Annotated in this window: 20 protein-coding genes; 13 read left to right on the forward strand and 7 right to left on the reverse strand. The window is 62.2% G+C overall.

Annotated elements, in window-relative coordinates; translation table 11 throughout:
• Nucleotides 1–97 precede the first annotated feature (97 nt).
• Entirely contained in the window at nt 98–2,629 is a 2,532-nt protein-coding gene (locus E0H22_RS23280) for a glycogen/starch/alpha-glucan phosphorylase (protein ID WP_233023317.1), read from the forward strand.
• A 7-nt stretch (nt 2,630–2,636) separates the two neighbouring features.
• Here the strand turns inward: E0H22_RS23280 and E0H22_RS23285 are convergent, their stop codons facing one another.
• Nucleotides 2,637–4,025 (reverse strand): sensor histidine kinase, encoded by a 1,389-nt coding sequence (locus tag E0H22_RS23285; RefSeq protein ID WP_233023318.1) that lies wholly within the window; start codon nt 4,023–4,025, stop codon nt 2,637–2,639.
• Complete coding sequence (locus E0H22_RS23290) at nt 4,025–4,690, reverse strand: response regulator (RefSeq protein ID WP_233023319.1); 666 nt, start codon at nt 4,688–4,690, stop codon at nt 4,025–4,027. The genes E0H22_RS23285 and E0H22_RS23290 overlap by 1 nt, the downstream gene beginning before the upstream one ends.
• A 140-nt stretch (nt 4,691–4,830) precedes the next feature.
• Here E0H22_RS23290 and E0H22_RS23295 point away from each other — a divergent pair, with 140 nt between their 5' ends.
• Together E0H22_RS23295 and E0H22_RS23300 are read left to right on the forward strand one after the other, a co-directional pair.
• Nucleotides 4,831–5,433 (forward strand): hypothetical protein, encoded by a 603-nt coding sequence (locus E0H22_RS23295; protein ID WP_233023320.1) that lies wholly within the window; start codon nt 4,831–4,833, stop codon nt 5,431–5,433.
• Nucleotides 5,434–5,439: 6 nt separating this feature from the next.
• Nucleotides 5,440–5,967, forward strand: a complete 528-nt coding sequence (locus tag E0H22_RS23300) for a hypothetical protein (RefSeq protein WP_233023321.1) — start codon at nt 5,440–5,442, stop codon at nt 5,965–5,967.
• A 31-nt stretch (nt 5,968–5,998) separates the two neighbouring features.
• Here the strand turns inward: E0H22_RS23300 and E0H22_RS23305 are convergent, their stop codons facing one another.
• The 3 genes from E0H22_RS23305 to E0H22_RS23315 all read right to left on the reverse strand — a co-directional run bounded on the left by E0H22_RS23305 (nt 5,999) and on the right by E0H22_RS23315 (nt 9,210).
• Nucleotides 5,999–6,436, reverse strand: a complete 438-nt coding sequence (locus E0H22_RS23305; RefSeq protein WP_233023322.1) for an EamA family transporter — start codon at nt 6,434–6,436, stop codon at nt 5,999–6,001.
• 237 nt (nt 6,437–6,673) lie between these two features.
• Nucleotides 6,674–8,287 (reverse strand): phosphoenolpyruvate carboxykinase, encoded by a 1,614-nt coding sequence (locus E0H22_RS23310; RefSeq protein WP_233023323.1) that lies wholly within the window; start codon nt 8,285–8,287, stop codon nt 6,674–6,676.
• A 182-nt stretch (nt 8,288–8,469) separates the two neighbouring features.
• Nucleotides 8,470–9,210 (reverse strand): HugZ family pyridoxamine 5'-phosphate oxidase, encoded by a 741-nt coding sequence (locus E0H22_RS23315; RefSeq protein ID WP_233023324.1) that lies wholly within the window; start codon nt 9,208–9,210, stop codon nt 8,470–8,472.
• Between the two features lie 215 nt (nt 9,211–9,425).
• Here E0H22_RS23315 and E0H22_RS23320 point away from each other — a divergent pair, with 215 nt between their 5' ends.
• The 5 genes from E0H22_RS23320 to E0H22_RS23340 all read left to right on the forward strand — a co-directional run bounded on the left by E0H22_RS23320 (nt 9,426) and on the right by E0H22_RS23340 (nt 13,371).
• Nucleotides 9,426–10,127 carry a response regulator transcription factor gene (locus E0H22_RS23320; protein WP_233023325.1) on the forward strand — a complete coding sequence of 234 codons (702 nt, stop codon included), beginning with the start codon at nt 9,426–9,428 and terminating at the stop codon, nt 10,125–10,127.
• Between the two features lie 184 nt (nt 10,128–10,311).
• Complete coding sequence (locus E0H22_RS23325; protein WP_283818844.1) at nt 10,312–12,036, forward strand: sensor histidine kinase; 1,725 nt, start codon at nt 10,312–10,314, stop codon at nt 12,034–12,036.
• Nucleotides 12,033–12,503, forward strand: a complete 471-nt coding sequence (locus tag E0H22_RS23330; protein ID WP_233023326.1) for an HPr kinase/phosphorylase — start codon at nt 12,033–12,035, stop codon at nt 12,501–12,503. The genes E0H22_RS23325 and E0H22_RS23330 overlap by 4 nt, the downstream gene beginning before the upstream one ends.
• 188 nt (nt 12,504–12,691) lie before the next feature.
• Complete coding sequence (locus E0H22_RS23335; protein WP_233023327.1) at nt 12,692–13,093, forward strand: PTS sugar transporter subunit IIA; 402 nt, start codon at nt 12,692–12,694, stop codon at nt 13,091–13,093.
• The gene (locus E0H22_RS23340; protein ID WP_233023328.1) at nt 13,090–13,371 is read left to right on the forward strand and encodes an HPr family phosphocarrier protein; all 282 of its coding nucleotides are present in this window, start codon (nt 13,090–13,092) and stop codon (nt 13,369–13,371) included. The genes E0H22_RS23335 and E0H22_RS23340 overlap by 4 nt, the downstream gene beginning before the upstream one ends.
• A gap of 20 nt (nt 13,372–13,391) precedes the next feature.
• On the opposite strand, the gene E0H22_RS23345 is transcribed toward E0H22_RS23340, so the two are convergent.
• Nucleotides 13,392–15,047, reverse strand: coding sequence for a glycosyltransferase family 39 protein (locus E0H22_RS23345; RefSeq protein WP_233023329.1), 1,656 nt, complete (start codon nt 15,045–15,047; stop codon nt 13,392–13,394).
• 139 nt (nt 15,048–15,186) lie between these two features.
• Here E0H22_RS23345 and lepA point away from each other — a divergent pair, with 139 nt between their 5' ends.
• The 4 genes from lepA to E0H22_RS23365 all read left to right on the forward strand — a co-directional run bounded on the left by lepA (nt 15,187) and on the right by E0H22_RS23365 (nt 19,025).
• Nucleotides 15,187–16,992, forward strand: coding sequence for a translation elongation factor 4 (gene lepA / locus E0H22_RS23350; RefSeq protein ID WP_233023330.1), 1,806 nt, complete (start codon nt 15,187–15,189; stop codon nt 16,990–16,992).
• A gap of 70 nt (nt 16,993–17,062) precedes the next feature.
• Entirely contained in the window at nt 17,063–17,320 is a 258-nt protein-coding gene (locus E0H22_RS23355) for a DUF4258 domain-containing protein (RefSeq protein WP_233023331.1), read from the forward strand.
• Nucleotides 17,317–17,541 carry a DUF2283 domain-containing protein gene (locus E0H22_RS23360; RefSeq protein WP_233023332.1) on the forward strand — a complete coding sequence of 75 codons (225 nt, stop codon included), beginning with the start codon at nt 17,317–17,319 and terminating at the stop codon, nt 17,539–17,541. The genes E0H22_RS23355 and E0H22_RS23360 overlap by 4 nt, the downstream gene beginning before the upstream one ends.
• 263 nt (nt 17,542–17,804) lie before the next feature.
• Nucleotides 17,805–19,025 (forward strand): ABC transporter substrate-binding protein, encoded by a 1,221-nt coding sequence (locus E0H22_RS23365; protein WP_233023333.1) that lies wholly within the window; start codon nt 17,805–17,807, stop codon nt 19,023–19,025.
• A gap of 165 nt (nt 19,026–19,190) precedes the next feature.
• Here E0H22_RS23365 and E0H22_RS23370 read toward each other — a convergent pair whose 3' ends face one another.
• A complete protein-coding gene (locus tag E0H22_RS23370) occupies nt 19,191–21,404 on the reverse strand; it encodes a putative bifunctional diguanylate cyclase/phosphodiesterase (RefSeq protein WP_233023334.1) in 2,214 nt (737 codons plus the stop codon).
• A 381-nt stretch (nt 21,405–21,785) separates the two neighbouring features.
• Here E0H22_RS23370 and mepA point away from each other — a divergent pair, with 381 nt between their 5' ends.
• The gene (gene mepA, locus E0H22_RS23375; protein ID WP_233023335.1) at nt 21,786–22,715 is read left to right on the forward strand and encodes a penicillin-insensitive murein endopeptidase; all 930 of its coding nucleotides are present in this window, start codon (nt 21,786–21,788) and stop codon (nt 22,713–22,715) included.
• Nucleotides 22,716–22,723: the final 8 nt, after the last annotated feature.

Below are 22,723 nucleotides of genomic sequence, written 5' to 3' on the forward strand. Positions count from 1 at the left end.
AAAACGGCGGCATAACCATAGCAAAACCTCCGCACCCACATGGGTTTCCGACCCCCGATGAATGGGCGTATGATTTCACGCCGCGCCACAGATCAGGATGACCAGTTTGTCAGACCAGTCCACGCCAGCACAGTTCCTGCCTCAGAACGCCCCGATCGATGAATTGCTGCTCTCCGAGATCAAGAGTGCCATTCTCGTCAAGCTGACGCTCGGGATCGGCAAGGAAGCGTCCTTCGCCACCAAGCACGACTGGTACAAGGCCGCTGCCCTGACGCTGCGCGATCGCATCGTGCACCGCTGGCTGATGTCGGAGAAGGAGAGCTACGACGCCGGCCGCAAGCGTGTCTATTATCTCTCGCTCGAATTCCTCATCGGCCGGCTCTTCACCGATGCGCTGAACAATATGGGCCTGCTGCCGGTGTTTCGCGCTGCGCTCGAAGATCTCGGCGTCGGTCTCGATGACCTCCGCAAATGCGAGCCGGACGCGGCGCTCGGCAATGGCGGCCTCGGCCGTCTCGCTGCCTGCTTCATGGAGAGCATGTCGACGCTCGCCATTCCCGCTTACGGTTATGGCATCCGCTACGATTTCGGCCTGTTCAAGCAGATCATCTCGAAAGGTTGGCAGAAAGAATATCCGGACGAATGGCTGAGCTTCGGCAATCCTTGGGAGCTGCCGCGGCCGGAGGTCGTCTATCACGTGCATTTTGGCGGCCACACCGAGGTGATCGATGACGCCAAGGGCCATCAGCGCATCGTGTGGCACCCTGGCGAAACCGTGGAAGCTGTCGCCTACGACACACCTATTGTCGGCTGGCGCGGCCAGCATGTGAACGCGCTGCGGCTGTGGTCGGCCCGCGCGCCCGACCCGCTGCGCCTCGACGTGTTCAATACCGGCGACTATGTCAGCGCGAGCGCCGAGCAGGCGCGCGCCGAAGCCATCTGCAAATTCCTGTATCCGAACGATGAAAGCGCCGCCGGCCGCGAATTGCGTCTGCGACAGGAGTATTTCTTCGTCTCGGCGTCGCTGCAGGATCTCGTCAAGCGGCATTTGGAATCGGAGGGCAATCTGCGCGGCCTCGCCAACAAGGCGGCGGTACAGATGAACGACACGCATCCGAGCCTGGCCATCGCCGAGCTGATGCGCATTCTGATCGACGTGCACAATATGCGCTGGGATGCGGCGTGGCAGATCACCAATGCGACGTTATCCTACACCAATCACACACTGCTGCCGGAAGCGCTGGAAACCTGGCCGGTGGAGCTGATGGAACGGCTGCTGCCGCGCCATCTCGAAATCATCTATCGCATCAATGTCGCGCATCTCGACCGCGCCGATGCGATCCGCCCTGGCGACACCGGCTATCGTGCCTCGGTGTCGGTGATCGACGAAGGCGCAGGCCGCCGCGTGCGGATGGGCAACCTCGCCTTCATTGGCTCGCATCGCATCAACGGTGTGTCGGCAATGCATTCGGAGTTGATGAAGGAGACGGTGTTCCGCGATCTCAATCAGCTCTATCCAGGCCGCATCACCAACAAGACCAACGGCATCACCTTCCGCCGCTGGCTGATGCTGGCCAATCCGAAACTGACGGACCTGCTTCGCGCCACTTGCGGCGAGGCCGTGCTCGACGACCCGACGCGCCTCATCAAACTGGAAGCCTATGCCGGGGATGCCGCGTTCCAGCAGGAATTCCGCAAGGTCAAGCATCACAACAAGCTCGCCCTCGCCCGTACTATCGGCGAGAAGCTGGGCGTACAGGCCGATCCATCGGCGTTGTTCGACGTACAGATCAAGCGCATTCACGAATACAAGCGACAACTGCTGAATATCGTCGAAACCGTCGCGCTGTATCAGGCGATCAAGGACGAGCCGAACAAGAACTGGGTGCCCCGCGTGAAAATTTTCGCGGGCAAGGCGGCGGCGAGCTATCGCTATGCCAAGCTGATCATCAAGCTGGCGAATGACGTCGCCAAGATGATCAACAATGACGATAGCATCCGCGGCCAGCTCAAAGTCGCCTTCATGCCCGACTACAATGTAAGCCTCGCCGAGATCATCATACCCGCGGCCGATTTGTCTGAGCAAATCTCCACTGCAGGCATGGAAGCCTCCGGCACCGGCAACATGAAGCTGTCGCTGAATGGCGCTCTCACCATCGGCACGCTGGACGGCGCCAATATCGAAATCCGCGACAATGTCGGCCCGGAAAATATCGCGATCTTCGGCATGACTGCGGGTGAGGTGGTAGAGCGCCGCAATCGCGGCCTCGATGCATCGGACGTGATCGCAAAATCGCCCAATCTCGGCCGCGCCATCTATGCCATCGAGAGCGGCTTCTTTTCGCCAGACGATCCCGGCCGGTTCGGCGCCATAGGCCATGCGTTGCGCCATCTCGACCACTACATGGTGTCTGCCGATTTTGATTCCTATTACGACGCCCAGCGCGGCATCGACGCGCGCTGGACCGCCGGCTCTGCCTGGAGCCGCGCCGCCATCCTCAACACCGCACGCATGGGCTGGTTCTCGTCCGACCGCACCATCCGTGAATACGCCGAGGATATCTGGCACGTCCCGGTGGTGCAGCAACTGCCGACGACATTTGCGCAGCAGATACGCAAAGCGACGTAACTCACTGTCAGTTCCTGGCGACGTTTCCCGCCGGGAGCCGCAGCGTGACGCACAAGCCTCCCTTCGGCGATGCCCCTAACGAGACATCGCCGCCATAGAGCTCCGCAAGTTCGCGTGTAATCGACAATCCAAAGCCGAATCCGGGCGCGCTTTCGTCAAGCCGCTCTCCGGGCCGCAGCACCTGTGCCCGTTGCTCGACGGACAGTCCGCCTCCATCGTCCTCGACCACCAGTTCGACCAGCGTGTTTTGCCGTATAGCGCGTATCGAAACCTTACTGCGTGCCCACTTGAAAGCGTTGTCGAGCAGATTGCCTGCCATTTCATCGAAATCCTGCTGTTCGCAGGCGACCATCAGATCGACCGGCACATTCATCGCAAATGCGACGTTCTTGTCGCTGTTGATCTTGCCGAGCAAGTCGCCGAGATCCTGCAGGCGCGGCGCAATCGCAGTCTGCACACGAACCGGCCCATTCAACACGGCGGTGCGCGCACGCCCGAGATGATGACGGATGCGGCGCTCCATTTGCGTGACGAGCGCCTGTATTGTCGCTGGGTTCCCGGCACTATCGGCGGACGCTACGATCGCCAATGTGGCCAACGGCGTCTTCAGGCCATGAGCGAGATTGGCGACATGACGACGCGCCCGTTCGAGGCTCGTGGCATTCTGGTCGAGCAGACCATTGAGCTCTGCCACCAGCGGCTGAATTTCGACTGGTTGTCGCGATGGCACCCGCTCGATACGCCCGCTGCGCACATCCGCCACCGCCTTGCGCAAACGATCCAGCGGACGCAGGCCGAGCCGGACCTGCAGCATGATCGCCAGCAGCAGCGCTCCCCCCAATGCGGCCAGCGATATCGCCAGCGTAGTCATGGCTTCACGCAGCGGCCCCCAGACCGCGGCACGTGGCGACGATGTAACGATCGTGACTACAAAGTCCGAAACTCTGACCTGCTTGATGCGGAAATGCAGGTATTCGTCATCCGGTCCCACGCCATCCGCTGGCCGCGGTCGGTCGTTCTTGTCCTTTTCAGGCCCCTTGCGAGGCTGAGGCGGTCTTTCATCACGCACGAGCGCGGGACTGTCGATATCCGCGTCTTCAAGCGAAGCCGAACGCAGCACGTTTTTGGGCCCGGTGATCTGCCAATACCAGCCGCGGCGCGGGCGCTCGAAGGGGGGACCGTCCGCGTTACCCGTCAGTCCGATCCGGCCATTTGCGTCGGCACGCAACATCGACGACAGGAAGACGATCTGCGTGTCGAGCCGCTGGTCAATTTGTCCTTGAACGAAACGATGCAGCACGAACCCGATCAGGACTGCCGCAACCACAAGAGCCAGAGCGATGAAGCCGGATGCCGCAATCAGAAGCCGGCGGCTAAGCGAAGCTTCACGCGACATCACGATCCGCCTGCGATTAGCCGATAGCCGCGTCCACGCACGGTTTCGATCATATCGTGACCGATCTTGCGACGCAGCCGGGCCACGATGACCTCGAGTGAATTGGAGTCGGTGCCGGCATCGCCCTCATAAACCTTCTCCATCAATTCGATGCGGTCGTAGACTGTTTCCTTGCGCATGATCAGCGACTGCAGCACGCGCCACTCCAGCGCCGTGAGTTTCAGTGGCAGACCATCGAGTTCGAATACCCCGGTCGGCGCATCGAATGAGAGTGGCCCACAGGAAATTGCCGGCGCAGCGTGGCCAGCCGAGCGGCGCACCAGCGCGCGCAGCCGCATGATCAGTTCTTCGACGCGAAATGGTTTGGTGAGATAGTCGTCAGCGCCAGCTTTAAAGCCATCAACCTTTTCTGTCCAACCGTCACGCGCTGTCAGGATCAGAACCGGCAATTGCCGTCCGCTTTTGCGCCAGGCGCGTAGAACCGTAGCACCCGGAATTTTTGGCAGTCCGAGATCGAGCACCGCCACGTCGTAGCTTTCGGTTTCGCCAAGATGCTGACCGTCCTCGCCGTCGACGGCCACATCGACGGCGAAATTCTGCCGCCGCAAGGCAGATGCGACTTCGTCGGCCAGCAATGCGTCGTCCTCGACCAGCAGAACCTTCATCCTTGTCCTCATGCGCGCGAAGGGGTGACCGAGGGCTATGCAGCGTAGCTTAACCCAATCTGAATGGTTCGGTTCAGCCTGGATTGGACTTGGCCCGCTTAGGGTCTTGCCATCGCCACCCCTGACAAGGAGACCCGACCATGACGGACGACATAGACACCTCCGGGCCCAAGGCCCTTCCCCCGCCGCAAAGCCGCTGGCGAATGTCCAGCGGCGCTATCGGCACGGGAGCGCTGGCGGCAGTGCTGATAGCAGGTGCCGCGCTCGGCGCCGGTGGTACTCGGCTTGCGCAGAACTGGCAGCCACAGAGCGTCATGCTCTTGCAGCCCACTCCGATTGAAAAAATGGCAGACCGAACCCCGGTCGCCATCAAGGGCGAGGTGGGCGACATCTTCGGCAACAAGTTCGTGGTGCAGGATCCGAGCGGACGGGCCTTGGTTGATACCGGGCCGCGCGGCGAGGACCGCGCGGTGGTCGTCAGGGGCGAAACAGTCACCGTGCAGGGCCGCTTTGATCGCGGCGTGGTGCGCGCCGACCTGATCTTGCATGCCGATGGCCGCAACGAAGCCTTTGGCCCGCCCGACGGTCCGAAAGGCCCCAAAGGTCCAAAAGGCCCTAAGGGGCCGAAAGGCGGCCCGGACGCTCGCGCCGATCGCGGACCGCCTCCGCCGCCGCCATCTGGCGACCGGAATGGCCCCGAAGACGACGACGCACCGCCTCCACCGCCGCCGCGTGCGCGCTGAAACGATATGCCGGACCTGAGCGTTCAGATCCCGACCAACCAAACATCGAAAGACGTGAGAATGCCTGATCACCGTAACACATCCATCAGCGGTAAAATCACCCACATCTTCGGCCACCGTTTCGTCGTCGAAACCGAGCACGGCGCCGTACTCGCCGATGTCACGCCAAAAGGCCTTGATCAACATCCATTGCGGATAGGCGAAGAGGTCAACCTCTTAGGTGAGATGAAGCCGTCAGAGCTCAAGGTTTCCGAGCTCCGCTCCGAAGGCAAGACAATCACCATCGAGCACAAGAAGAAGCCGCACGAGCATCATGCACATGCCGAACCGCGTGTTGCCCTGAAAGCAGCCCGTGCCGCCGGTTTCGAACCACTCGGCGAACCACGCCGCAAGCCGAAGCATTTCGAAGTCCTGGGACGGCGCAACCACACCCTGAGCGAGTTGCACATCGAACTCGATGGGCACATTCGCAAGACGAAGCCGGTTGAGGATCACGATCCAAAATGGAGCGAGACGCTGCAGGCGCCGATGTGACCTTCGATCACGAGGTGATCTGTGTTCGCCGTCATGCCCGATAGGCGACGAGCACGGCCCCACAAGCGATCAGGATCACACCCAGCCAGTTCGGCAGGGAGAGTTTCTCACCGAGAAACAATACGGCGAACACCGCCACGAAGACCACGCTGAGCTTGTCGATGGGCGCCACACGCGCTGCGTCGCCAAGCTTTAGCGCGCGGAAATAGCAGATCCACGACGCACCGGTGGCGCAGCCCGACAGAACGAGGAAGATCCATGTCTTCGGCGTAATTGTCGACGGCGACTGCCAGTGGCCGGTCGCCACCACCATCGCCCCTGCTGCGAACAGAATGACGATGGTACGGATGAAGGTGGCAAAGTCGGAATTGACGTTCTCGACGCCGATCTTGGCGAAGATCGCCGTCAGTGCCGCGAAGGCTGCGGAAAGCACCGCCCAGAAGGGCCAGGTGAGGGTGAGGTTTTTCATTGGCGTTGCGGAGCTCTCTCTTGTCGTCGCCCGCCCGGCTCGACCGGACGACCCAGTATACGCGAGAGACGTGATTTGCACCGTGACACTGCGTTCATCTCGATCCATGCGTCTTGCACGGCAAATCATTAGCGTCGGTGTTTACTGGGGCACCCGGTCGAGCCGGGTGGACGACATAGCGAGACGCAAAAAGGGCGACCTTGCGGCCGCCCTTTCGCTATCTCCATGTCGCGGCGTCTACTCCGCCGCCATCTTCACATCCGGAGCTGCAGCGCGGACTTCGGCATCCACCTGCCCCTCGAACTTGGCAAAGTTCTTCTGGAACATGCCGACGAGCTTTCGCGCGGTCGCGTCGAACTCGGCCTTGTCCTTCCAGGTGTTCACCGGGTCGAGGATTTCGCTCGGTACGCCGGGCAGCGCGGTCGGAACCGCGAAGCCGAAATACTTGTCGGTGCGGAACTCGACATTGCGCAGCGAGCCGTCGAGCGCCGCGGTCAGCAGTGCACGCGTCACCTTGATCGGCATCCGCGAGCCGACACCATACTTGCCGCCGGTCCAGCCTGTGTTGACCAGCCAGCAGTCCACATTGTGCTTGGCAATCAGTTCGCGCAGCATGTTGCCATAGACGGATGGGTCCAGCGGCAGGAATGGTGAACCGAAGCAGGTGGAGAATTCCGGCTCCGGATCGTTGCCAAGACCGCGCTCGGTACCGGCGACCTTCGCGGTGTAGCCGGACAGGAAGTGATACATCGCTTGCGCCGGGGTCAGCTTGGCGATCGGTGGCAGCACGCCGAAGGCATCCGCTGCGAGCATCACCACGTTTTTCGGCTGCGGCGCACGGCCGGTGCGCGACGCGTTCGGGATGAAGTCGAGTGGATAGGCCGAACGGGTGTTCTCGGTCTTCGAACCGTCGTCGAAATCCGGCACCTTGGTGATCGGATCGAGGATAACGTTTTCGAGCACCGCACCGAAACGCTTGGAGGCGGCATAGATCGCCGGTTCGGCTTCTTGTGACAGCTTGATGGTCTTGGCATAGCAGCCGCCTTCGAAATTGAAGACGCCGTCCTTGCCCCAGCCGTGCTCGTCGTCACCGATCAGCGTGCGCTTCGGATCGGCCGACAGCGTGGTCTTGCCGGTGCCCGACAGGCCAAAGAAGATCGCGGTATCGCCGTTCGGGCCGACATTGGCCGAGCAATGCATCGGCAGCACGCCCTTGGCGGGCAGATAATAATTCAGCGTGGTGAAGACCGACTTCTTCATCTCGCCGGCATAATAAGACCCGCCGATCAGGACGATCTTGCGGGCGAAATCGATAGCCACGACGTTCTCCGAGCGGCAGCCGTGACGTTTCGGATCGGCGCGGAAGCTCGGCAGGTCGATGATGGTGAGTTCGGGCACGAAGTCCTTCAGTGCCGATGCTTCCGGACGGATCAGCAGTGTGCGGATGAACAGCGAGTGCCAGGCGAGCTCGGTGAACACGCGGGTCTTGATGGCGAAGCTGGGATCGGCGCCGCCATAGAGATCCTGTGCGAACAGCGTCATGCCTTCGGCATGCTTCTTGAAATCGGTGTAGAGCGCTTCGAACTGCTCGGGGGTGATCGACTGGTTGCCGGCCCACCACATTTTCTCGGTGGACGCATCCTTGACAGTAAACTTGTCCTTCGGGCTGCGGCCGGTGAAGTCGCCCGTGTCAGCGCAGAGCGCGCCATCGGACGACAATTCGGCTTCGCCATTACGCAGCGAATGCTCATAAAGCTGCGGCGCGCCGAGATTCCAGTTCACTGCCTTGAGATTTTTGAGTCCGAATTTGTCGGCGCCATAGGCCGCGTTACGTACGCCCGTCTCTTGCACGGATAGTCCTCCTTAGAGTCCGCCATTCAAACGATGTGGCCGCTTCCAGCCACACATCGCAGCGGTAGCCGCCACTATAACCGCTCCGGCTTCGATCCGGCGACCTAATAGTGACGAAGATGTGAAAAGCCAAGCGGCCGCCCCCTGACTTGGTTTATTCCAAGCATGGCGCCGGATATTGCTCAACCGTTCAAAGCGCGGGCCTGCTCTGCCAGTTCCCGGAGCACCTCGCGCAATTCCATGGGCGTGACGATCCGCCGCGGGAAATCCAACCGAAGCGCTATAGACGTTCCGTTCTGCAGATCGAGACCGTCGGGATCGCATCCCGTGCAATGCCAGTCGCCTGCTTCTGCGGCAAGCAGCGTCGTTGCGTAGAGATTGAGCGCGTCGCGATGGTCGGCGTTCATATGCGCCACCGCATCCTCTTCGGCCTCCAACACGCTCTCGGCGCCGTCGAGATCGGTGAGATACTGTGCGGGCGCGAGATCGATGATACGGCCGAACCCCGCCACCAGGTGCAGCGATGTCGGCCGCACCCGGAAGAACGAGAAATCCTTAAAATCCACAAAAGCTTGCGCTGATGAATGGACGCCAAGATAACGCCGGCGCAGCAGCGGGCGCTCGGCTTCCGATGCTTCCTCGGCGGTCCCTCCCAGCATGATCCTAGCGCCTTCGAGCGGGTCGCCCGGCGCGCGCTCGTCCAGCATCAGCGAGACCCGGGCGTCGCTCAGGATGTTCCGCGTATGCACCGCCAGCCGCGAAATCAGCAGAATCGGCGTGCCGTCGGGGTGGCTGGCGATGTTCACGAGCGAGCAATAAGGGTCCCCCTTGCCGACGGTCAGGGTTGCAAGTGCGCCGTGCCGGCTGCGTCGCAGCAGCGACCGGGTGACGCGCGAAGGGTCGAAATCGTCTGTCGGCTGCATTGTTAAATCCCGAGATTCATTGCGAAAATGGCTTCTCCTGACACCTTGGGCGGCGTATATAGGAGTGGAACTCGCGTCCCCTTTAAGCGTTCAGGGAACTTGGCCACACTTCAGCCCAGCTTGCATTGCTGGTTGACTGTGTTTTTAAGGCCACCTCGTACGGCGGAATATCCAATTCCCGTCGCACAGACCATCCCGCTTCGGAAAGCAGGCTCATGCCCACAATCGCCTTGGTCGACGACGACCGCAACATTCTCACATCCGTATCGATCGCGCTCGAAGCCGAAGGCTATCGCATCATGACCTATACGGACGGTGCGTCTGCCCTGGACGGTTTTCGCACCAGCCAGCCGGACCTCGCGATCCTGGACATCAAGATGCCCCGGATGGACGGCATGGAGACGCTGCGCCGCTTGCGCCAGAAGTCTGACCTGCCAGTGATCTTCCTCACCTCGAAGGACGAGGAGATCGACGAACTGTTCGGCCTCAAGATGGGCGCCGACGATTTCATCCGCAAACCTTTCTCGCAGCGCCTGCTGGTGGAGCGCGTGAAGGCCGTGCTGCGCCGCTCGGCACCAAAGGACCCGGCCGCCGTGCCGAAGGAGACCGACGCCAAGGCGCTCGATCGCGGTCTGTTGCGTATGGATCCGGAGCGTCACACCTGCACCTGGAAGAACGAGCCGGTGACCCTCACCGTCACCGAATTCCTGATCCTGCAGGCACTCGCCACCCGTCCCGGCGTGGTGAAGAGCCGTAATGCGCTGATGGATGCCGCTTACGACGATCAGGTCTATGTGGACGATCGCACCATCGACAGCCACATCAAGCGCCTGCGCAAGAAGTTCAAGGTGGTCGATGACGACTTCGAGATGATCGAAACGCTGTACGGCGTCGGTTATCGTTTCAAGGAAACCTGACTCGAACAGGTTTCACGGCCCGTCGCGGGCCTACGCAATCGCATCGCCGCGCTAGGCTTTGACCGGCGATCGCGATCTATCGACAAACAAGCGGGCAGTGTGGGCTTTGCTGGATCGAACGCAGCCTGATGGAAGACGGGACGGCGGCGGTGCGCCCCAGGCGCCCGATGCATCCGACGAGAAGCTGGCCGGCGGCTGGCCGCGCCCCCTCGACTGGCTGCGCAGGGTTCGGCAGTTTTTTGTCGCACTGACCTTCTCGAGTCTCACGCGTCGTATCGTCTCGCTCAATCTCGCCGGCCTCTGCGCACTCGTGGCCGGCGTCCTCTACTTGTCGCAATTTCGCGCCGGCCTGATCGATGCGCGCGCGCAGAGCTTGCTCACCCAGGCTGAAATCATCGCCGGCGCCATCGCAGCCTCGGCAACGGTCGAAACCAACACGATCACCATCGATCCGGACCGTTTGCTCGATCTCAAGCCGGGTGAAAGCTACGGGGCACCGGACGAATTCAACAATCTCGACTTTCCGATCAATCCAGAGCGCGTCGCCCCGGTGCTGCGCCGGCTGATCTCGCCGACGAAAACGCGCGCGCGCATCTATGACCGCGACGGCGTGTTGCTGCTGGATAGCCGCAGCCTCTATGGCCGCGGCGATGTCCTGCGCTTCGAGCTGCCGCCGCCGACCACGGAGAAGCCGGGTCTGGTCGAGAAGGCCACCATCGCGATCCGCACCTGGCTTAATCGCGGCGACCTGCCGCTCTATCGCGAGCTCGGCCCCGAGAACGGCAACGGTTATCAGGAAGTGCAGCAGTCGCTCAGCGGCATGAAGAGCAGCATGGTACGCATCAATGACCGCGGCGAAGTCATCGTCTCGGTCGCGGTGCCTGTGCAGCGCTTCCGCGCCGTGCATGGCGCGCTGATGCTTTCGACCCAGGGCGACGATATCGATCAGATGGTCACCGCCGAGCGTCTCGCCATTCTGAAAGTGTTCGCCGTCGCCATGGCGGTGATGATCGTGCTGTCGCTACTGCTCGCCTCGACGATTGCAGGCCCGGTACGACGCCTCGCCGATAGCGCCGAGCGCGTCCGCCGCCGCATCCGCACCCGCGTCGAAATTCCCGACTTCACCGACCGCCGCGACGAGATCGGACATCTTTCCGGTGCACTGCGCGACATGACCGACGCGCTCTACAACCGCATCGAGGCGATCGAGATGTTCGCTGCCGACGTTTCGCACGAATTGAAGAACCCGCTGACTTCGCTGCGCTCCGCCGTCGAAACCTTGCCGCTGGCGAAGAACGAGAACAGCCGCGGCCGGCTGCTGGCCGTGATCGAGCACGATGTGCGCCGCCTCGATCGCCTGATCTCCGACATCTCCGATGCCAGCCGTCTCGATGCCGAGCTTCAACGCAACGATGTCGCGCCGGTCGATGTGCGCAAACTGCTGAACACCCTCACTGCCATCGCCAACGAAACCAAGCTCGGCCACGACGTCGGCGTCGAGGTGCGCTTCGAGGGACCGGCGAACGACACTTTCTCCGTGCCCGGGCACGACTCCCGGCTTGGTCAGGTCATCACCAATCTCGTCACCAACGCCCAGTCCTTCTCCGAGCCGGGCGCCAAGGTGCGCATTGCCTGCCGCCGCCTGAAATCGAAGATCGAGATCGTGGTTGACGATGACGGCCCCGGCATCGGGCCGGATGCGCTGGAGCGGATATTTGAGCGCTTCTACACCGACCGACCGCATCAGGGTTTTGGCCAGAACTCCGGCCTGGGCCTGTCGATCTCTAAACAGATCGTCGAGGCCCATGGCGGTACCGTCTGGGCCGAAAACCGGGTCGGCGCCGCCAATGCCGACGGCGAAATACCGGTGCTCGGCGCCCGCTTCGTCGTGAGGCTGCCCGCGACATGACCGCTCCCCAGGCCAGCATCCACGCGTCGGCCGTCCTGGTGGGCGACCGCGCGGTGTTGATCCGCGGCCCGTCGGGCTCCGGTAAATCGCGGCTGGTGTTCGACCTGATCCTCGCGGCCCAGGCCGGACTGATCCCGGAAGCGATGCTGGTGGCCGACGATCGCGCTTTTTTGGACATCACCGACGAGGGCCGGCTGCGCGTCCGGCCAGCACCCGAGCTGGTCGGCTTGCTGGAAATCCGCGGTTTGGGTATCAGGCGTCTCGATTGTGCTACCGCCGCCATTGTGGGGCTGGTGGTCGATCTCGACGCGCCGGATGCCGCGCGGCTTCCTGACGCGGAAGCGCTGCAGGTCAGGCTCCGGGACGTCGAACTTCCCCGAATCCCGGTTGGATCCGGTTTTTCACCACTACCCCTGGTGGTAGCCTACCTGACAACGGCCGCGGGCATCTCGTCGCAGCGACGCTAGCGCAATTGCCCGAAGGGAATTGGTAACCATATTAGTCCCACACTCGCCACCGAGCTGACCCGCTGAGCCTCCCCCGACAAAGGTCGTATTTTAAGGGAGTTTCGCGAAGAGACCTCTTGCATGGAGGCTCTGGATGGTCAAAGTGGCGCTTTCGTGCGGCGCACCATCGCGTCCACGAGGAGTTTCCGATGATTGGTCTGGTACTTGTGACCCATGGGCGCCTTGCCGACGAGTTCAAGGCAGCGCTCGAGCACGTAATGGGTCCGCAACAACAAATCGAAGCCGTAACGATCGGCGCGGAAGACGACTCCGATCTCTGTCGCAGCGATATCATCGAAGCGGTGAACCGCGTCGATAGCGGCGACGGCGTCGCCATCCTCACCGACATGTTCGGCGGTACGCCGTCGAACCTCGCCATCTCCTGCATGAGCCGGCCGAAAGTCGAAGTGCTGGCCGGCATCAATCTGCCGATGCTGGTGAAGCTCGCGAAAGTCCGCGAGGAGCGCGCGCTGCCCGACGCCATCGCCATGGCGCAGGAAGCCGGCCGCAAATACGTCACCATCGCCAGCCGCGTGCTCGCCGGCAAATGAGCGAACCTCTCTCCCGCGAACTGCCCATCACCAACAAGCGCGGCCTTCATGCGCGCGCCTCCGCGAAATTCGTGCAGACGGTGGAGAAGTTCAACGCCGACATCACCGTGACGCGGAATGGCGAGACGGTCGGCGGCACGTCGATCATGGGCCTGATGATGCTCGCCGCCGGAATCGGCACCAGCATCGTCGTCTCCGCAAAGGGCCCCGAAGCGCGCGAAGCGATGGACGCGATCTCCGCGCTCGTGCTCGACAAATTCGGCGAAGAGCAGGATTAAGCCGCTCTACGATCCGAGTACTACTTCTTCGGCGGCACCAGATAGACGTCGAACCGCGTCGAAACTCCTGCCTGGCCGTTGAAGTAACGGCGTGTGCTCAGCACCATGCGCTCGGCGCCGGCAGCATGTTCCTTCATCCACGCGTCGCAGCGATCGATATTCCAGGTGCCGGCTTCGCAGATGCCGATGAAGCCGTCGCGCTGTGCTTCGGCGAGGGTCAGCAGGCCCGATCCACCCTCATCGTAAAGCGTCAGCGGCAAGGGATGATCCGGGCTGTAGAAGGTCATTTGATCCGCGGTGTCGATGAAGCCGGCGACAGCGCTCCAGCGCGAATAGGCGCGGGTGTGCCAGATCTCCGTGAGCTGGCCTGCGAGCTGCGAATAGGAGACGTGTGTGAAATTGCCCTTGTCGTCGCGCGGAAGGCTGAGCACGCAGATCTGCGGAGCGAATGCGAGTGTCAGCAGCGACAGCACCAGCCACACACCGGCGATCCGCGGCAACGCCACGCGCGGCACCCGCAACGCCGGAATCGCGATCACCGCCAGCGGCAGCAGGAAGAATAACGGGATGCCCCAGTCGGTCTTGATGTAGATGCTGAAAGCCAGCGCGCCGAACGGCGGCCCGATGGCGACGATGGCCTGGATCAGCCAGATATTGAGCGCCTGATCGCGATCGACGGCGGGATTGCCGCGTAGCGACCACGACCGCGCGAAGAAGGCACCGGGCGCCCGCAGTGCCGTCGTCCACCAGCGCGGCGCCCAGCCGAGCACCGCCGCCGCGATTGCCAACGGCAGCAGCAGCAGCGCGACATTGTGGCCGACATAACCCCACACCAGTTGCAAACTCTCCCAATAGGACGAAATCGCGTAATGGCCGGCATAGAGGAACGGCGCATAATCCACGCTCCGCACCCACTGCACATGCGGGATCATCGCCGCGACCATGGTCACGATCGCCAGCCATGGCGCCGGCGAGCGCAGGAACTGCATCCGCTTCGGATGCATCAGCGCCGCGAGACCGATGGCGCCGATCATCGTCACCACCCAGTATTTGCTCATCAGGGCCAAAGCGCCAGCGAGGCCCAGCAGCACGCCGGAACGGATCGTGCGCTTTTCGAAAGCATGCAGATAAGCCAGCACCAGCAGCGGCAGCGAGATCAGCTGCACGAGGTCGGCATTGTATTTGAAGCCCTTGAAGTTGAAGATCGGATAGAGCGCCACCATCACCAGCACGAAGAATGCGCGGCGCCGATCGACCACATGCAGCGCGATGCCCCAGGTGGCCAGCATGCCGATGCCCACCGTCGTCATGGCGAGTGCATAAGCAGCCCAGTCTGCGGCCGGAAAGAACGAGAACCAGACACCGGCGATCCAACCCGACAGCGGCGGATGCTTGCCATAGCCGAGCAGGAACTTCTGTCCCCAGGCATAAGCCTCGGAGACATCGAAATGCACGTCCTGCGCAGCCTTGAGCTGTGTCAGAATGGCCGTCCACAGCACCACATGGGCGATGGTGAAACCGACGGCCAGCACGAAGCTCAGCTGCGGATCGCTCGCCCACGCAGCCACGCGGGCCGCGCTGCGGCGCGCACGCGACAGCAGGCTGCGGCGACGCGCCGGCCATGCAGGGGGAGAGGTGGGGCGGCGGGTTTTCGGACGGAGTGCAGGCCTGTTCATGGCGCCCTGCCTAGCCTGTTTTGCCCCCGAGTAAAATCAGAATGCCTTGAGCGAGCCGCCACGCGGCAGGGCCTTGTGAAACCGCCGGTAAACCCCCATTTCGGTTGCCGCATCAGGGCCCGGATGCTATCCCGCGCCCATGACAACCTCCCCGATTTCGAACGTCCGCAACTTCTCCATCGTCGCCCATATCGACCATGGCAAATCGACCCTGGCCGACCGCCTGATCCAGATCACCGGCGGGTTGCAGGCGCGCGAGATGAAGGAGCAGGTGCTGGACTCGATGGATATCGAGCGCGAGCGCGGCATCACCATCAAGGCCCAGACCGTCCGCCTGCATTACAAGGCCAAGGACGGGCAGGATTACATCTTCAACCTGATGGACACACCCGGCCACGTCGACTTCGCCTATGAGGTGTCCCGCTCGCTGGCCGCCTGCGAAGGCGCGCTGCTGGTGGTCGACGCCTCGCAGGGCGTGGAAGCGCAGACCCTCGCCAATGTCTATCACGCGCTCGACGCCGATCTCGAAATCGTGCCGGTCCTCAACAAGGTCGATCTGCCGGCCGCCGAGCCGGACAAGGTCAAGCAGCAGATCGAGGACGTGATCGGCATCGACGCCTCCGACGCGGTGATGATTTCGGCCAAGACCGGCCTCGGCGTGCCCGATGTATTGGAAGCCATCGTCACCCGCCTGCCGCCGCCGAAGGGCGACCGCGACGCCACGCTGAAGGCCTTGCTCGTGGACAGCTGGTACGACGTCTATCTCGGCGTCGTCGTGCTGGTGCGCGTGGTCGATGGCGTGCTGAAGAAAGGCCAGCGCATCCGCATGATGGGCACTAACGCGGCCTATGACGTGGAGCGCGTCGGCTATTTCACGCCGAAGATGGTGAACATCGACGAACTCGGCCCCGGCGAGATCGGCTTCATCACCGCCGCCATCAAGGAAGTCGCCGACACCCGCGTCGGCGACACCATCACCGACGATCGCAAGCCGATCACCGAGATGCTGCCGGGTTTCAAACCCGCCGTCCCCGTGGTGTTCTGCGGTCTCTTCCCGGTGGACGCCGACGACTTCGAGACGCTGCGCGCCGCCATGGGCAAGCTGCGCCTCAACGATGCGTCGTTCTCGTTCGAGATGGAAACCTCCGCCGCGCTCGGCTTCGGCTTCCGCTGCGGCTTCCTCGGCCTGCTGCATCTGGAAATCATCCAGGAGCGCCTGAGCCGCGAATTCGATCTCAACCTGATCGCCACCGCGCCGTCGGTGATCTATCACATGCACCTGACTGACGGCACCGAGATCGAGATTCACAATCCGATCGACATGCCCGACGTGGTGAAGATCGCCGAGATCCACGAGCCGTGGATCGAAGCCACGATCCTGACGCCCGACGAATATCTCGGCAGCGTGCTGAAGCTCTGCCAGGAGCGCCGGGGTAATCAGAAGGAGCTGACTTACGTCGGCGCCCGCGCGATGGTGAAATACGAACTGCCGCTCAATGAAGTGGTGTTCGATTTCTACGATCGCCTGAAGTCGATCTCCAAGGGCTACGCTTCGTTCGACTATCACCTCACGGACTACCGCGCCGCCGATCTCGTGAAGATGCAGATCCTCGTCAATGGCGAGCCGGTGGATGCGCTCTCCATGCTGGTCCACCGCACCCGCGCCGAAGGCCGCGGCCGCGCGATGGTGGAGAAGATGAAGGAGCTGATCCCGCCGCACATGTTCGTCATTCCGATCCAGGCGGCGATCGGCGGCAAGGTGATCGCCCGCGAAACCGTCCGCGCGCTGCGCAAGGACGTGACCGCGAAGTGCTATGGCGGCGACATCTCACGTAAGCGAAAACTTCTGGAGAAGCAGAAGGAAGGCAAGAAGAAGATGCGGCAGTTCGGCAAGGTCGACATCCCGCAGGAAGCGTTTATTGCCGCGCTGAAGGTGGATAGCTGATAAGCGCCAATCTCGATTGCGCTACCAATCTACCTGCTGTTAGGTTTGCCTTGGTTTCGGGGCGACCAGCATGTCAAAGCCACTGGTTCTGACACATCATGCGCGTGCCCGCGTGGCGGAGCGCAAAATTCCCGTTGCATGGGTCGAGCAAACCGTCCGACATCCCGGCTGGACCGAACCGGAGCCGTTTGCACCATCGATCGAGCGCCGCTTTCGAGCCATTCCCGAGTTCGGCGGGCGCATTCTCAGGGTTGCATGTGTCGAGACAGATTCTCACATTCGGATTATAACAGTCACCTTCGATCGTGATGCGAGGCGCAAGCCATGACCAACATGACCTACGATTCAGAAGCCGATGCCATTTACATTCGCATTGGACAGAGAGGAAAAGTGGACCGAACGGAAGAGGCTGGACCGTTCATCTACGACCTCGATGCCGAAGGACGTATCCTCGGCATTGAAATTCTTTCCGTGAGCACCTCTCTCGCTCCGGGAGATTGGCAAAAGGCACCAATGCCGGGCAGCCATTCGGCCGACGCTGCGGAGTAGGATACCCCACGACAATCACTGTCATTGCGAGGTCAGGGAACGCCTTGGGCTTTCCGGTTCACGCAGCGACGAGCAATCCAGTCTTGCCTTTCGCGGCTTCCGGATTGCTTAACCTAACGAATTGGCCATGACAATTCGTCAATGCTCGTAATGACGGCTGCGGCGCGCCACCCGCATTCCCCTCTTGCCTCCCTGCCCTCCTCCCCTCATTCTGCTCCCACGACGCCGAAAACGGCGCGTTCGAAAATTTGGGGAGGGATTTCATGACTGCGCATCGCGCGCTGGCAGCGACGACGCTTGCTGTTTCGCTGTTTTTCGGCACTTCCGTACTGGCCCAGCAGACCAACACGCTACCGCTCAAGATCGGCGTCATCGCCGATTTCGCCTCGGTCTATGCCGATATCGGCGGCCAGGGCAACGTCGAGGCAGCCAAGATCGCCATCGAGGAGTTCGGCGGCCAGATGTTCGGCAAGCCGATCGAGCTGGTCACCGCCGATCCGCTGAACAAAGCCGACATGGCCGCCACCATCGCCCGCAAATGGTACGAGGCCGAGAATGTCGACATGATCATCGACCTGCCGACCTCGGCCACTGCGCTTGCCGCGATGGAGATGTCGAAGCAGTTCGAGAAGATCATGATCGTCACAGATGCGGCGTCGTCGGACATCACCGGTAAATCCTGCTCGCCCTACACGGCACACTGGACCTACGACACCTATGGCAATGCGCAGACCGTCGGGAGCGCCATCGTCAAGCAGGGCGGCGACAGCTGGTACTTCATCACGGCCGATTATCTGTTCGGACACTCCATCGAACGCGACACTGGCGATGTAATCCGCAAGGCCGGCGGCAAGATCGTCGGCAGCTCCAAGCATCCGCTCAACACCGCGGACTTCTCGTCCTTCCTGCTGCAGGCGCAGTCATCGAAGGCAAAAATCGTCGGCATGGCCAATGGCGGCGGCGACACCATCAACACCATCAAGCAGGCCTCCGAATTCGGCATCGTCGCCGGCGGCCAGAAGCTCGCCGGCATCGTGATGTTCATCTCGGACATCCACTCGCTCGGCCTCAAGATGGCGCAGGGCCTGATCATCACCGAGGCCTATTACTGGGACCTCAACGACCGTACCCGCGCCTTCGGCAAGAAGTTCTTCGACAAGATGAAGCGGATGCCGACCATGAATCAGGCCGCGACCTATAGCGGCGTGCTGCATTACCTGAAGTCCGTGCAGGCGGCAGGTACCCGCGCCACCAAGCCGGTGCTGACCAAGATGCGCGAAATGCCGATCCGCGATGCCTTCACCGACAACGGCGTGCTGCGCGAGGACGGCCGCATGGTGCACAGCATGTTCCTGCTGGAAGTGAAGAAGCCGGAAGAGTCGAAATATCCATGGGACTACTACAAGGTCCTCGCGGAAGTTCCCGGCGACCAGGTGTTCCGGCCGATGAAGGACGGCAATTGTCCCTATGTGAAGAAGGACTGAGACAGGATTGAAAGCTTCGTGTCCCGGACGCGATGCGGCGCGAAGTGCCGCTTCGCAGAGCCGGGACCATCACGAACGCCGGCGTTTGGTACGGTCCCGGCCCTGCGGAGCAGCGCGAAGAGCGCTGCACCGCATCCGGGACACGCTTCGATCAAGACCTGTGCCCTAGGCGACCTGCGCGCGCACCGTATCGACGCCCATCGTCGCTTGCACCCGCAGCAATTCCTCGATCTCCGCATTCGGCCGCGCACGGCTGAACAGGAAACCTTGGCCTTCGTGACAGCCCTCGTGGCGCAGACAGGCCAGCTCGGCTTCGGTCTCGACACCTTCGGCCGTGATGGTCACACCGAGGCCCATGCCGAGATTGATGATCGAACTCACGATCGCCTGCGCATCGCGGTTGGCGCCGAGATCGCGCACGAAGGACTGATCGATCTTGATCTTGTCGAACGGGAAGCTGCGCAGATAGCTCAACGAAGAATAACCCGTACCGAAATCGTCCATCGAGATGCGCACCCCGAGCGAGCGCAGCGCATGCAGCGTCGCCAGCACCTGATTGCTCTTTTCCAGCAGCAGCGTCTCGGTGATTTCCAGCTCGAGCCGGCGCGGCGGCAGGCCGGAATGCTTCAGCGCATCCATCACGACCGACAGCAGATTGCCGACGCGGAATTGCAGCGGCGACAGATTGACGGCCACGCGCACCTCGTCCGGCCAGCGTGCGGCATCGTTGCAGGCGCGGCGCAGGATCTGCGTGCCGAGCGCATTGATGAGGCCCGTGTCCTCCGCAACGGGAATGAAATCGCCGGGCGAGATCATGCCATGCTCGGGATGCGGCCAGCGCACCAGCGCCTCGCAGCCGGTAATGCGGCCGGTCTTGAGATCGATCAGGGGCTGGTAATAGGGCCGCAACTGGTCGTCCTGAATCGCGGCCCGCAGATCGTTCTCGATCTTGCGGCGTGCCTGCGCGCGCGCGTCCATGCCGGTCTCGAAGAAGCTGAACGTGCCACGCGTATCATTCTTGGCACGCGACAGCGCCATGTCGGCATTCTTCAGCAGCCGCTCGGATTCGTCGCCATCGCCCGGCGCCATGGCAATACCGACGCTGGCGCCGATCACCACCGAATGGCCGTCGAGCAGGAACGTCTCGCCGATCGCGTCGAGCAGGCGACGCGCCAGCAATGCGGCATCCTCGGGACGGTGAATGCCGGTCTGGATGATCGCAAATTCGTCCGAATTCAGACGCGCCAGCGCATCCTCTTCGCGCAGGGTGGATCGCAGCCGCCGCGCGACGCCGCGCAGCAGCTTGTCGCCTATCCCATGACCGAGCGAGTCGTTGACGCCCTTGAAATTGTCGAGGCCGAGAAACAGCACCGCGAGCTTTTCGCCGCTGCGGCGGCTATGCGACAGTGTCTCGTCGAGGCGCTGCCGCAACAGATTACGGTTGGGCAGGCCCGTGAGCGCATCGTGATGCGCCATGAAAGCGAGGCGCATCTCGGCGCGCTTGCGTTCGGTGATATCCATCAGCGCCAGCATCACCGCCGGCTGATCGTTATAGACGAGCTGGCGCGAATAGATCGCGAGATCGATCAGCTCGCCATCGGCCTTGACGTGTTTCCAGGTGCGCGCCGCCTGTTCGTCCGTCGCATGGTCGCCCGCCCATGGCGGCGAAGCCTCGAAGGCCTGCAGCTGGCGAATCGTCAGCTTCTCGAATTCGCTCCGCGAATAACCATAGTGCTCTGCCGCCGCGTCGTTGACGCTGAGAATGCGCTCGTCCGCGAGAGCGCAAACGATCATCGGCACCGGATTGCTTTCGAACAGCAGTCGAAACGACGCCTCGCGCTGTTTCAATTCGGTGATATCGACGCGCAGGCCGACGACGCCGCCGTCTTTGGTCAGCCGCTCCTCGATCAGGACGACGCGGCCGTCGGCCAGTCTCTGCTCATGGCGCCCCGTGGGGTGGAACAGCTTCTCGACGCGCTCGGCGATCCATTCGTCTTCGCGGCCGGCCGCTTCCGGATAGTCCCCGCGTTCAACGCCGACACGGATCGTGTCCTGCAGTCTGGCGCCCGGCACAAATTGATCGGAGCTGCGATTGTAGATCTCCGCATATTTCTTGTTCCAGAGGATGTAACGCCCTTCGGAATCCAGAAACACGATGCCCTGCGGCAGGATATCGATCGCCTCGCGCAAGCGCTCATGGGACTTGCGGGCATCGACGATGGCCGCCTGTACCTGCGCGCGTTGGCGTGCAAGTTCTCCTGTCACGCCGATGTGTTTCGGCGCGGCTGCAATGGGCTTCTTGGCACCGGCCTTCGCGCGATCGAAGCGCGGTCTGTGCGATGCCTTCAGTCCAGTCTTGATGGGCCGGTCTTTCGGCATCGAGATCGTACTCGCATTCTGCGTGCGTATCCTGTGCCCGAAGTCTCTGAAGAAACGGTATCAATTGGCGCATAAGTCGCGCATGCTATTACCGCAATCGTTGCGCGCATGACCGCGACGTCTGCACACACAACGGGCATGCACGGACGCAGAGCACTAATAAGGCGTTAAATCCCATGTCGAATGCGTTTCAATCTGAAGCATCGGCGGGAAAATGATCGGTATCGCGGCTTTAGCCACCTTCTGACATGCAAATGAAGCCCGACGCAAAAATTTCCGCCACACGCGCGGAAGGTGAACGCGCCGTAAACAGTAGGCGAGCTTGCGGGTGCGCCTTCGCCCAGGCGCTGACTTGTCGCTTGCCTGGGCTATAGTCCCGCCATGAGCCTGCGCCTGATTCTCAGCCTTGTTCTGCCACTCGCCCTGGTCTCCGCCCCCGCGCTGGCGCAGACCAAGGGCTCGGTCGATCCCAAGCCGCTGCCGCCGCTCGCCAATCCCCTTGATCCCGCCACCCCGGCCAAGGAACTGTTCGGCCGCAAGATGCTGCCGACCCGCTCGGCACCGCAGGTGATCGGCTTCTACGCCAAGGGTTGCATCGCCGGTGCCGAGGCGCTGCCGCTGAACGGCCCGACCTGGCAGGTGATGCGGCTGTCGCGCAATCGCAACTGGGCGCATCCGCAGTTGATCGAGCTCATCGAGCGCCTCTCGGCCAAGGCCAACAGGATCGCAGGCTGGCCGGGCATCCTGGTCGGCGACATGTCGCAACCGCGCGGCGGCCCGATGCTCACCGGCCATGCCAGCCATCAGATCGGCCTCGACGCCGACATCTGGCTGACGCCGATGCCGAACCGGCAGCTCTCGCGCAACGAGCGCGAGGAAATGTCAGCGGTGATGATGGTGCGCAAGGATCGCCTCGACATCGATCCAGGCACATGGACCCCGAGCCATCTGCCCGTGATCCGCGCGGCGGCGCAGGAACCCGCGGTGGAGCGCATCTTCGTCAATGCCGCCATCAAGAAGGCGCTGTGCCGCGAAGCCAAGGGCGACCGTAGCTGGCTGTCGAAAGTCCGGCCGATGTACGGTCACGATTATCACTTCCACATCCGCATCAAATGCCCTGCAGGCGCCACCGATTGCGAATCCCAGCCCCCGCCGCATGAAGGCGAGGGCTGCGCGGTCAGCGATCTCGCTTACTGGTTCAGCGATGCCGTGCTGCATCCCAAGCCGCCACCGGTCCCGCCGAAACCCAAGCCGCCGATGACGTTGGCGCAAATGCCGGATGCTTGCCGGCAGGTCTTGAACGCACCATAGTCCCCACA

This window comes from Rhodopseudomonas boonkerdii (assembly GCF_021184025.1).
GTDB lineage: Bacteria > Pseudomonadota > Alphaproteobacteria > Rhizobiales > Xanthobacteraceae > Tardiphaga > Tardiphaga boonkerdii.